Annotated in this window: 11 protein-coding genes and 1 rRNA gene; 4 read left to right on the top strand and 8 right to left on the bottom strand. The window is 44.1% G+C overall.

The features are described from left to right. A 5S ribosomal RNA gene (gene rrf / locus DK423_RS11695) occupies positions 1-79 on the top strand; the annotation flags it as partial. A 115-nt stretch (positions 80-194) separates the two neighbouring features. On the opposite strand, the gene DK423_RS08110 is transcribed toward rrf, so the two are convergent. Genes DK423_RS08110 through DK423_RS08090 form a run of 5 tightly spaced genes read right to left on the bottom strand, consistent with a single transcriptional unit; the run spans position 195 to position 5,610 of the window. After that, positions 195-1,013 carry a peptide ABC transporter ATP-binding protein gene (locus DK423_RS08110; protein WP_032996765.1) on the bottom strand — a complete coding sequence of 273 codons (819 nt, stop codon included), beginning with the start codon at positions 1,011-1,013 and terminating at the stop codon, positions 195-197. A 3-nt stretch (positions 1,014-1,016) separates the two neighbouring features. After that, entirely contained in the window at positions 1,017-2,069 is a 1,053-nt protein-coding gene (locus DK423_RS08105) for a peptide ABC transporter ATP-binding protein (RefSeq protein ID WP_061886560.1), read from the bottom strand. A 7-nt stretch (positions 2,070-2,076) separates the two neighbouring features. Continuing rightward, the gene (locus DK423_RS08100) at positions 2,077-2,964 is read right to left on the bottom strand and encodes an ABC transporter permease subunit (protein ID WP_005555920.1); all 888 of its coding nucleotides are present in this window, start codon (positions 2,962-2,964) and stop codon (positions 2,077-2,079) included. Continuing rightward, a complete protein-coding gene (locus DK423_RS08095; RefSeq protein WP_061886561.1) occupies positions 2,954-3,919 on the bottom strand; it encodes an ABC transporter permease in 966 nt (321 codons plus the stop codon). Before DK423_RS08095 ends, DK423_RS08100 begins: the two co-directional genes overlap by 11 nt. After that, the gene (locus DK423_RS08090) at positions 3,919-5,610 is read right to left on the bottom strand and encodes an ABC transporter substrate-binding protein (RefSeq protein ID WP_061886167.1); all 1,692 of its coding nucleotides are present in this window, start codon (positions 5,608-5,610) and stop codon (positions 3,919-3,921) included. The genes DK423_RS08095 and DK423_RS08090 overlap by 1 nt, the downstream gene beginning before the upstream one ends. A 215-nt stretch (positions 5,611-5,825) precedes the next feature. Here DK423_RS08090 and DK423_RS08085 point away from each other — a divergent pair, with 215 nt between their 5' ends. The 3 genes from DK423_RS08085 (at position 5,826) to DK423_RS08075 (ending at position 9,361) form a co-directional block, all read left to right on the top strand. Beyond that, positions 5,826-7,232 carry a YcjX family GTP-binding protein gene (locus tag DK423_RS08085; RefSeq protein WP_005555925.1) on the top strand — a complete coding sequence of 469 codons (1,407 nt, stop codon included), beginning with the start codon at positions 5,826-5,828 and terminating at the stop codon, positions 7,230-7,232. Positions 7,233-7,245: 13 nt separating this feature from the next. Then, a complete protein-coding gene (locus tag DK423_RS08080) occupies positions 7,246-8,325 on the top strand; it encodes a TIGR01620 family protein (RefSeq protein ID WP_061886904.1) in 1,080 nt (359 codons plus the stop codon). A gap of 76 nt (positions 8,326-8,401) precedes the next feature. Continuing rightward, complete coding sequence (locus DK423_RS08075; RefSeq protein WP_005555929.1) at positions 8,402-9,361, top strand: sigma 54-interacting transcriptional regulator; 960 nt, start codon at positions 8,402-8,404, stop codon at positions 9,359-9,361. 190 nt (positions 9,362-9,551) lie between these two features. Here DK423_RS08075 and DK423_RS11040 read toward each other — a convergent pair whose 3' ends face one another. The 3 genes from DK423_RS11040 to miaA all read right to left on the bottom strand — a co-directional run bounded on the left by DK423_RS11040 (position 9,552) and on the right by miaA (position 11,067). After that, entirely contained in the window at positions 9,552-9,692 is a 141-nt protein-coding gene (locus DK423_RS11040; protein WP_005555931.1) for a hypothetical protein, read from the bottom strand. Positions 9,693-9,706: 14 nt separating this feature from the next. Continuing rightward, the gene (hfq, locus tag DK423_RS08070; RefSeq protein ID WP_005555933.1) at positions 9,707-10,003 is read right to left on the bottom strand and encodes an RNA chaperone Hfq; all 297 of its coding nucleotides are present in this window, start codon (positions 10,001-10,003) and stop codon (positions 9,707-9,709) included. A gap of 119 nt (positions 10,004-10,122) precedes the next feature. Then, the gene (gene miaA / locus DK423_RS08065) at positions 10,123-11,067 is read right to left on the bottom strand and encodes a tRNA (adenosine(37)-N6)-dimethylallyltransferase MiaA (RefSeq protein ID WP_061886208.1); all 945 of its coding nucleotides are present in this window, start codon (positions 11,065-11,067) and stop codon (positions 10,123-10,125) included.

Genomic DNA, 11,067 nt, shown 5'->3' with positions numbered 1-11,067 from the left:
TACCGAACTCAGAAGTGAAATGCCGTAATGCCGATGGTAGTGTGGGGTATCCCCATGTGAGAGTAGGTCACCGCCAAGCCTGATAGGGAGCCCTGATGTGAGAGCATCGGGGCTTTTTGTTTTTGGGTAGGGTAAACGGGATTGGAATTTGGGGTTATGAAGTGGATTTTGATTTAAAAAAACACCGAAATTTTTTACCGCACTTTATTGGCTAGATCTTCATCTTTCCAGGATGAATCATCCAGAATTTTACCAAAATGGCTCTCAACGAGGCGTTTGGTTACATCGGTTTTAGGAGCGGTAAATAAGGAATGCGTATCGCCATATTCAATCATTTTCCCGTCTTCCATCACGAGAATCGTATCGGCAATGTGTTTGATGATACCGAGATTTTGTCCGACATAAATATAGGCAAGTTTAAGTTTTTCCTGCAATTCCAACATGAGATTGGTCAGCTGTGTTTTTACCGTGGCATCTAATGAACCAAGCGCATCATCAATAATAACGACTTCCGGATTTAAAATCAGTGCGCGGGCTAGGGCGATACGTTGCTTTTGACTGACGGAAAGCGTATTGATTTTTATATTGGTATGATCCGGGTGCATTCCTACGAGTTTTAAAATATCAAAAATTTTCTGATTGCGTTGTTGCTCATCAAATTTTGTCGTGAGAAGTAGGGGGGCATCCAGCACTTGACCAACATTTAGACGCGGATTAAAAGCCGTATTCGGATCTTGGAATACCATGCGAATATGCTTGGCGCGATAATGATAATCGCCGAATACGAGGGGATTGTCTTTAAACAAAATGTTTCCTGATGTGGGTTTTGTGATACCCACAATCATTTTTGCTAAGGTTGATTTTCCTGAACCGTTTCTTCCGATAATTGCCAGGGTGTTACCGGCTTCAAGGCTAAAGCTGATTTGTTCCACGGCGTGAAAATAGCCGGAGCTAAAGAGGCTGAGGCTACCCTTAAAGGATTTTGTTAAATCTTCCACTTGTAATAACGGCATTTCTTATTCCTGTTTATCGGTGTTTAGGGTGAGCGGTTGAATCTGCTCTTTTTCTTTGATTTTCTTTTCCCGCAAATTAATCGGGAAATGGCAGAAAAATTCATGTTGTTTAATACGAAGTGCGGTCGGTTTTACGATACATTTTTTTTGTGCGAAAGGGCAACGCGGACCAAGGCGACAACCGATCGGCATTTGCTCCAATAAGGGTACTGACCCCTTTAACGTACCCAGATAACCTTTAAACGGTAAGGGCTGTGTAAAATCCGGGATGGAATGTAACAAGGCTTGCGTGTAAGGATGATGAGGATTTTCCAAAATATTTTCTTTCGGTCCCGATTCCGCGTTTTGTCCGGAATAAAGCACAATAAAAGAATCACACCATTCACTAATACTATTAATGTCATTGCTGGCAAGCAAAATAGAAGTGCCTTGGTTTTGATTCATACTGGATAAAAGACGGAATATTTGTACCCTTGTAATGGATTCCACGGAATTTGCCGGTTCGTCGGCAATAAGTAAACGCGGTTGGTTTGCCACAGCGATGGCAACCATCACTTTTTGCCCTTCCCCTTCGGTCAATTCGTGCGGGTAGCTTGCCATGATCTCTTTGTGTTCTTTGATCCCTACACGATGCAATAATTCGATGGCGCGACGTTTTTTCCAATTGAATAAGCGTTGCCACCAGTGTCCTTTAAACGTCCAGTTCGGGATGCTTTCAATCAGTTGTTTGCCAATTTTTTGGCTGGGATCAAGACAGGTGAGCGGATCCTGAAACACCATAGAAATTTCTTTGCCAACTATTTTGCGCCGTTGGGTCGGTGTGAGTTTGAGTAATTCAATGTCGTTAAAGCGAAAGCGGTCGGCAGTGACAATCCAGGAATCTTTGAAAGCATTACAAATGACTTTGGCAATTAAACTTTTACCGGAGCCGGATTCGCCGACCAAACCGCAAATTTCCCCTTCGTTTAAGGTTAAACTGACGTTATCAACGATCCGAATAAGCCCTGCCGGCGTTTTAATATCAATGCGTAAGTTACGAATATCCAATAAAGCCATTTCTTACCTACTCATAATATTTATCAATGGCTTTGCAGAGCCCGTTGGTGAAAATTAAGCTAATTAATACGCTCAGAATGATTGCCAGCCCAGGTAAAATCACGGTCCAAGGGGCGAGATAAATCAGCTCTAAAGAATCTTGGATCATAGCGCCCCATTCCGGTGCGGGACGTTGTGCACCGAGGGCGATAAAACTCAAGGCGCTTATGTCTAAAATGGCGATATTGAAAGCACGGGAAATTTCCTGAATATAGCGGATGGCAATATTCGGCAAGATGGTATCTTTTAATAAAAGCTGTTTTGAAATGCCATCCAGACGCAACATAAGCACATATTCTTTCTTTAATTCCTGCTGAATGCTGAGATAGATTTCATGTACGAAATACGGCAATAACGCCAAGCCGACTGATAACATTGCGTTGATCAAATTTGGTTCCATGAGTGTCGCAATAATAATTGCCACTAAAAGCACAGGGATGGTCAGAAACGCATCAAGAAAATGCCCTAAAACACGGGATTTAATCCCTTGTGACATCCCCGCCAAAATGCCCAGCCCGCCACCGACAAGGGCGGTAATGATGGCGACAATAACCGCGGCGCCGACGGTATAACTGGTGCCGATAAGTATACGACTGAATACGTCTCGCCCAATATCATCGGTGCCAAAGAAGTAGGCGATTTGCCCGTCACTTGCCCAAGAGGGCGGTGTCAGTTCTTTGCCGACAAACTGCATTTCACTTGGATAAGGCGCAAGTAACGGCCCGAAAAGTGCGGTCAAAATTAGCAGTAAAAATGCGTAGAAGCCGAACAACGCAATGCGGTCTTTACGAAACAGCTGCCAAATATGTTTTAAGGTTGCGGTTTCGCGAAAGTCTTCCGGTTCTCTATCTTGCATACCAGCCCTTCTTATTTAACGGATCCAAAATAAAGATTAAGCTTTCGGAGAATAATTTGATGAAGATAATACATAATCCGATAGTAATAATGCCCGCTGAAATACTGTTGTAATCCTGCTGGGTGACCGAGTCGATAAGCCAGCGTCCGATTCCCGGCCAACCGAGGGTGCTTTCTACCAGCATACATTGTGTGATGACCAATGTGAATAAACGGGTCATTTGCGGAATAAGCATAGGCAGAGTATTGCGTAAAATATATTTGCGTAGCACCTTGAATTTTGACCAACCGCGGGTGGCAGCCACTTTAACGTAATTTTGCTGAAAAATAGTTTCCGCCTGTTGTTGTACAAAACGGACAATTTCCATTGTTGGCAGAATGGTTAACACTAAGCTGGGCAATGCCAAATGTTGTAGCACATTTTGAATGATTTTGAGCCGATAAGGCGCTTCGACAAACCATACGTCGATAATAGGGAAACCGGTTATCGGTGTGATTTCATAGAGTAAATTGTATTGTCCGATTGCGGCAATTTCCCAGCCGTTTATCGCGGAGGCGTATAATAAAATCGGCGCAATCCAGAAGACCGGCATGGCTAACCCCATGGACGATAAAGTGCGGGTAGTTTTTCCGATGAAATGCGATTGGTAAATAGCGCCTAATAAACCAAGGGGAATGCCGAACAGCACCGCCAACAAAATGGCGCAAAAGCACAATTCAAGGGTGGGTGGCAAAACGGTAAAAATCGTGGATTTTAACAGCTGCCCGCCATTGTAACTGATACCCAAATCGCCACGGGTAAGGTTGCCCAGATAATTAAAATAACCGTTATAAAAATGCGGTGTCGCCAGTTCGGCATTTAACGGATCCTGCATTAAAATAACGTAACTTATCAATGTGAGGATAATTGACGTTAAGACGAGAAAAACACATTGCCGAATCAGTGAATTAAACATTATTTGTGTCCTTTTCGCAGGGAGAGGGTTGAAAAGTTCAGGCTACCGAAAGGGCTCATGTCGATATTTTGAACACGCGAACTGGCAACTAAAACCCGCTTAACATTCGCGATCGGAATGATTGGTAACTCCGATAAAATTAATGTCTGTGCCTGATTATAAGCAGCGGAGCGTACGCGCTGATTGGAAGTATCCAGCGCCTCATCCATAATTTGATCAAATTTTTCGCTACACCAGTTGGATAAGTTGGTAATTTCATTTGAGGTACTACAACTTAAAATTGGGCGCATAAAACTATCCGGATCCAAATTTCCCCCCAGCCAGCCGGTTAAAATCATGTCGTAATCTTCGGCTTTTTTATGTAACTGCTCGATTAAAAAGGTGCGGGTGACGGAACGAATATTCACCTCAACGCCGGCATTGGTTAAATCCGCTTTAATGAGTTCCGCTGTTTTTAATGGCGCAGGGTTATATACCTGTTCTTCATTAAGAACCCACATACTCAGGGTTAACTTCTTATCCTGTAAGATTTTCTTCGCCTGTTGCGGGTTGTAATCATAGTCAAAATCAGGGGTGTTCACTGCAGAAGCCCAAGAAATGTTCGGGATGATATTATTCGCCACGGTTGCCGTATTGTGGTAGATGGTTTTGATAATCCGTTGTCGATTAATCGCTTGCGAAATGGCGTGGCGTAATTGCTCGTCTTGAATAGCGGTTTTCTGAAAATTAAATGCCAGATACGCCAAATTCATGCCTTCGACACTTTTAATGTAATAACGTTCGTCATTTTCCCGTAATAAACCCAATTGGCTGACTTCGGGATAGGACGCAATCTGACATTCGCCGTTGAAAAATTTAATCAACCGCCCCGTACGATCCGTTGATAGGTCAATAATGATATCGTTAATTTTGGCGTCTTTTTTCCAATAATCTTTATTTTTTTCTAAACGCACATACTGATTACGAAAGTAATTTTTCACTTTATACGGACCGGTTCCCACGGGCAACGTGTCCAATTGTACCAAATTGTCATCCGCATTGAGCTGTACGGCATATTCCTGCGAGAAAATAATGGCGTATTGGCTTGCCAAATGGGACAAAATGGAGGAATCCGGTTTAAATAAGGTAATTTCCACCGTGTGCGGATTAATGGCTTTTACCGATTCGATTTTTTGATTCAGTTTAATGCTTTCAAAATAAGGAAAGCGCACCTTTTTTGCCTGTTCGTGAAAGATACGATACTGCGGGTTTTTATAGCTAACCGAGGTTTGTTCTAAAGTCGGTAAATAGGTTTCATAACCCAGCACGCGATTTAGCGAAAAAACCACATCATCGGCATTGAAATCACGGGTCGGTTTAAACCAATCGGTGTGGTGAAATTTAATGCCTCTGCGTAAATGAATCGTAATGACTTTGCCGTCAGGCGAGAGAGAATAGGATTGCGCCAATACCGGCGTCGGTACCGCACTGGTATTGGATATTTCAAAAAGTTTATTATAAATCTGCTCGGTGACTACATTCATGCTGGTGCCGGCATCGGCTGTTTGCGGATTAAAAGAAAAACTGGAAGCATGAGTACAATAAATCAATCCGTTGTTTGTCAACTCTTCCGGCACGCGCGGCGCCGCCGTTGCGGAATTAACCGCAAAAGCGAGCAAACAATATGACGTAAGGATTCTTTTATTCAACATAACAACAGATTTCGCGGTTCTCTAAAAAACGAATGCTAAATTGTAAAATATATTCCGTGGATATTCTAGCGAATATGCCTTTTCTCAGGATTCACCGTAGAAAATGACCGCACTTTTTGGGAGAAACGTCGTTAATTTAAGCCTATCTTCATTTTTTCAGTATAATATTCGTCATAATTATTGCGCTATTGCACAAATATTGAAGAACGAAAACCATGCTAAATCATCTGCAAAAAGAATTAAAGGATCTGGTTAATCGCGGATTAGACCGCACTTTACGCATTGCTGTGACGGGGTTGAGCCGAAGCGGAAAAACCGCGTTCATCACGAGCTTGATTAACCAGTTGTTACATATTAATCACGTGGATAATAGCCATCTGCCGCTCTTTGATGCGGCACGTCGGCACGGGATTATTGCGGTAAAACGTATTCCGCAACCGGATTTATCCGTTCCCCGTTTTGATTATGATGGCAATTTTAATGCTTTGTCGCAGCAACCGCCCGTTTGGCCGCAATCCACCAAAGGGGTAAGCGAAACCCGTTTGGCGATTCGTTATCAGCGCAGTTCGGGCTTATTGCGTCATATTAAAGAAAAAGGCACGTTGTATCTGGATATTTTTGACTATCCGGGCGAATGGTTGTTGGATTTGCCTTTGCTGGAATTGGATTTTCAACAGTGGTCGCAGGAATTGCAACGCCAGCTCAATGCGACTCATCTGCAACTGGCGCAACCTTGGTTGGATAAAACAAAGAAAATCAACTTAACCGATGTTGCCGATGAGGACATTTTGGCGCAACTGGCTAAAGACTACACGGAGTATTTGTGGCAATGTAAAAAGCAGGGATTGCATTTTATTCAGCCGGGACGATTTGTGTTACCCGGTGAGCTGGATGGTGCACCTGCCTTGCAATTCTTCCCTTTGTTACATTTAACCGAGTCACAATGGCAGCAGATAAAAAAAGAAGCGAAAGAGAACAGCTATTTTGCCGTACTGCGAAAACGCTATGATTATTACCGTCGGCGGATTGTAAAGGATTTCTATGAAAATTACTTTTCCACTTTTGATCGGCAGGTGATTCTGGCGGATTGTTTAACACCATTGAATCATAGTCATGAAGCCTTTGGCGATATGCAGTTGGCGTTACATCAGCTCTTTCGCAACTTTCACTACGGAAAGCGCCATTTCCTAAATCGGATTTTTTCACCGAAAATCGATAAATTGATGTTTATCGCAACCAAGGCGGATCATATTACTACGGATCAGTTTGCCAATTTGGTCAGTCTGATGCGTCAATTGGTACAGGAAGGCGGGCGGTATGTGGAATTTGCCGATATTGCCACGGATTACACCGCCATTGCTGCCATTCGGGCGACGCAGCAGGTGGTAGTGAACCAAAACGGTCGCCAATTTAAAGCCATTCAGGGCGTTCGTAGCAGCGATCAGAAAAAGGTGACGATTTATCCCGGTAGCGTACCGGGTAAATTGCCGAGCGCCGATTTTTGGCAAACCCGGAAATTTGAATTTGATCAGTTTGAACCGCGCCGTTTAGAACAGGGCGAAAATATACCGCACTTACGTATGGATGCCGTGTTGCAGTTTTTGCTGGGCGATAAGTTATAAAAGGAGCGAGGAAATGGATAAGAAAGTGTTTGACCAAGCCGATGACCTAGAACAGCAGGAGCCCTTTATCGCCAAGCAGGAATTTCGTGAAGAGCAGGCTGCGCCGGATACGGAAGCGGACAATGTGGCGCGGGAAGGGGAACTGTTAGAAGAGCAATTTGAACAAAGCATTCAACCGCAATCCCGCTGGTGGAAACGTGTGCTTGTCGGCACCGCACTTTTGTTTTTTACGGCGACAGTGGCGCAAGCGGTGCAATGGCTGATGGATACCTGGCAACAAAATCAGTGGATCTATTTTGCGTTTTCCTTGGTACTGTGTTTAGCGGTGTTGCTTGGTTTATCCGCCATCATCGGCGAATGGCGACGCCTGGTGCTGCTGCGTAAGCGTGGCGAAATGCAAAACCAAAGCCGGGAATTGCTCAAAAGTGCGGTCGTTTTTTCAGGTGAATTTTCAAGTGCAAACAATCAACAAGCGATTGCGCTATGCGAACAAATCGGCAAACTGATGCACCTTGAATCACAGCAAGACGGTTTAACGCAATGGCAGCAGCAGGTAAATGAATCTTATTCGGCGCCGGAAGTATTGCATTTATTTAGTCAGAATGTGCTGCAATCTTTTGATAAACAAGCGAAAAAACTGATTAACAAAGCCACTGCCGAATCGGCGGCTTTGGTGGCAATCAGCCCATTGGCGTTGGCGGATATGTTTTTTATCGCATGGCGTAATATTCGTTTGGTGAATCAAATTGCGCGTCTTTACGGCATTGAGCTGGGCTATGTCAGCCGTCTTCGTTTATTACGTATGGTGTTGGTGAATATGGCGTTTGCCGGTGCGACGGAGTTAATTCAGGATCTTGGCGTGAATTGGCTCTCGCAGGATCTTACAGCCAAACTTTCCGCCCGTGCGGCACAAGGCATTGGCGTCGGTTTGCTGACGGTACGTTTAGGCATTAAAGCCATGGAATTTTGCCGTCCGTTGGCATTTCAAGCCAATGAGAAACCGCGTTTATCGCAAATGCATAAGGAATTATTAAGCCATCTTGGCTCAACCATTTTTGATAACGTAAAATTTAAACAGAAAGATAAACTGTAAACAAAAGTTGCCAAATAGTTGGTGATTTTGCTTTGTAGCGGTATGATTATGCCGTTTTCTATTTATTGAGGCACTTATGGCAACTTCCCCAAACACCGATCCTTTTTCACTCATTGTGACCCAAAATCCACGCATGCGGGATGTTATCGCGAAAGCCGGAAAATTTGCGTTATTGGATGCGCCGTTGGTGATTCAAGGCGAAACCGGCACGGGAAAAGACGTGATTGCCAAAGCCTGCCATGATTTTAGTACGCGCCGAAATAAAATATTTCTCGCCGTAAACTGTGCCGGCATTCCCGGAGAAGACGCGGAAACGGAAATGTTCGGACGGCGTAATAAAGACGGCGAATTTATCGGCTTCTTTGAATATGCCGATGGCGGCACGGTGTTATTAGATGGTGTCGAGGAGTTGCCGCTGACTTTGCAGGCGAAACTTCTGCGTTTTTTAAGTGACGGCACGTTCCGTCGTGTCGGTGAGGAAGAAGAGCATTATGCCGATGTACGCGTAATTTGCACGGCGCAGCAGCCGTTACAGCATTATGTGGAACAGGGTAAAATGCGTAGCGATTTGTTCCATCGGCTAAATGTGCTGACGCTAAACCTGCCTTTACTGCGTGAGCGTGTAGAGGATATTGAACCTCTCGCCCGCCAATTTATCGCTGAAATCAGTGAAAAACTCCGCATTTCCGCACCGCACTTTGACGCCGAATTTTTGCATTATCTTCAACAATATCCTTGGCTTGGTAACATTCGTGAACTTTATAACGCGCTGTATCGCGCCGTTTCGTTAGCCAAAGAAAATCATTTACTTATTGAAGATTTAGGGCTGAAGACGCAAGTTTCTACATCGCAGGATATGGACGGTTTTGTTATGGAAGGTGAAACTTTAGACGAAATCATGGGACGATTTGAAGCGGCGGTGCTAAACAAATTTTATGCGAAATATCCCAGCTCCAGAAAACTTGCCGCCCGTTTGGGCGTATCTCACACGGCAATTGCCAACAAATTACGACAATACGGCATTGGCAAATCTTAGTCTTCTTCAGGCTGGATCGGGTTAATGCCGCAAGCGGGGCAAAGCGTTTAATCAGTTTCAGCCGTTCCACTTTTTCAATATGAATATTCAGCAAAAACTCGCCGAATTCGTTGATGTCTTCTTTATTTCCCTTTTGTGCTGATCGGCAAAATATTGGCTTGAGCGGATTTTGCCGGCAGTTGAAATTCGTTTAAATCATCTTAATGGCATTGTTCAATCCATGATTTTCATGTGGTGAGGGATTATCAGACTTATCAGACGCAAAAAGTGCGGTGGAAATTTCCGCAGAATCCACCGCACTTTGGTTTAAATTATCGGGTAAAGGGTTCAATATTTTCAGCTTCGTTATTCTGCTTGAGCTTCAACATTGTTTTCCGCAGAAGCGGTTTCTTGCTGCTGTCCTTGATGTTGCTGCTGTTGGTTAGCATTGTGATGGGTGACGGAACGCGCCGGCACAACAGTAGAAATGGCATGTTTATAAACCATTTGATTTACTGTGTTTTTCAGTAAAATCACGAATTGATCGAATGACTCGATTTGCCCTTGTAATTTGATACCGTTTACTAAATAAATTGAAACGGGAATGCGTTCACGACGAAGTGCGTTCAAGTAAGGATCTTGTAAAGATTGTCCTTTTGCCATTTTTCTTTCCTTCTATTTTCTACAAAATTTTATTAAAAAAACAATACAGCTAAGCTGTATGGCCTCCGAGATTCAATATAACAACAATTGTACAGAAAGTCACTAGGCGCAATAGGGTTTTACGCTTTATTTGAGAGCGACGTTAATACTTTCTCAAGCGCTTGAGCCGGTTGTAAACTGTCCAGCCATTGAATCGGTGATTTCCAACCGCGTAACCAGGTAATCTGACGTTTGGCTAACTGGCGGGTGGCGCAGATACCACGAAAAACCATTTCATCATGATCATAATCACCACGCAAATGTTCCCACATTTGACGATACCCCACACAGCGAATGGAGGGCAAATTCTCGTGCAAATCAGCGCGTCGGTACAGTTTTTCGACCTCTTGTTGAAAGCCAAGTTCAATCATTTTGTGAAAACGTTGCTCAATGCGTTGATGCAACAGCTCCCGTTGTTCTGGTGCAATGGCAAATTGCAGAATGTCATAAGGCAACGCGTCGCCTTTTTGTTCGGTCAATTCAGTTAAGGTTTTGCCGCTTAAATAAAACACTTCCAATGCACGGTTAATCCGTTGCGAATCATTCGGGTTAATACGTTGCGCCGAGGTGGGGTCGATTTTGCCCAGTTCCTGATGTAGTGCCGCCCAGCCGATACGTTCCGCTTTCGCTTCAATTTCCGACCGCACTTTTTCATCGGCGGAGGGCAATGGCGATAAGCCTTCGAGCAATGCTTTGTAATACAACATCGTGCCACCCACCAATAACGGAATTTTACCTTGTGAGGTAATGTCTTGCATTTCATGCAGGGCGTCGGCGCGGAAATTGGCGGCGGAATAGCTTTCCGCCGGATCGCAAATATCAATTAAACGGTGGGGCACCAGTGCCAGTTCGGCTTTTGAGGGTTTTGCCGTGCCAATATCCATGCCGCGATAAATAAGGGCTGAATCTACGCTTATGACTTCCACCGGCAGATGCTGGTGTAGTTGAATGGCTAAATCCGTTTTGCCGGAGGCGGTAGGGCCCATTAAAAAAATCGCCAAAGGTTTTTGTTCGGAATCTTGCAT

The organism is Aggregatibacter actinomycetemcomitans, from assembly GCF_003130205.1.
Classification (GTDB): Bacteria; Pseudomonadota; Gammaproteobacteria; order Enterobacterales; family Pasteurellaceae; genus Aggregatibacter; species Aggregatibacter actinomycetemcomitans_A.
Note: the sequence above shows the minus strand (reverse complement) of the source record. Positions and strands in the feature narration are given on the sequence as shown.

Bases quoted from the DNA above. Each gene is read 5' to 3' on its own strand.
- DK423_RS08110 (WP_032996765.1), bottom strand. From the start codon at position 1,013: ATGCCGTTATTACAAGTGGAAGATTTAACAAAATCCTTTAAGGGTAGC.
- hfq (WP_005555933.1), bottom strand. From the start codon at position 10,003: ATGGCAAAAGGACAATCTTTACAAGATCCTTACTTGAACGCACTTCGT.
- DK423_RS08080 (WP_061886904.1), top strand. From the start codon at position 7,246: ATGGATAAGAAAGTGTTTGACCAAGCCGATGACCTAGAACAGCAGGAG.
- DK423_RS08085 (WP_005555925.1), top strand. From the start codon at position 5,826: ATGCTAAATCATCTGCAAAAAGAATTAAAGGATCTGGTTAATCGCGGA.
- DK423_RS08095 (WP_061886561.1), bottom strand. From the start codon at position 3,919: ATGTTTAATTCACTGATTCGGCAATGTGTTTTTCTCGTCTTAACGTCA.
- DK423_RS08105 (WP_061886560.1), bottom strand. From the start codon at position 2,069: ATGGCTTTATTGGATATTCGTAACTTACGCATTGATATTAAAACGCCG.
- DK423_RS08100 (WP_005555920.1), bottom strand. From the start codon at position 2,964: ATGCAAGATAGAGAACCGGAAGACTTTCGCGAAACCGCAACCTTAAAA.
- DK423_RS08075 (WP_005555929.1), top strand. From the start codon at position 8,402: ATGGCAACTTCCCCAAACACCGATCCTTTTTCACTCATTGTGACCCAA.
- miaA (WP_061886208.1), bottom strand. From the start codon at position 11,067: ATGCAAGATTCCGAACAAAAACCTTTGGCGATTTTTTTAATGGGCCCT.
- DK423_RS08090 (WP_061886167.1), bottom strand. From the start codon at position 5,610: ATGTTGAATAAAAGAATCCTTACGTCATATTGTTTGCTCGCTTTTGCG.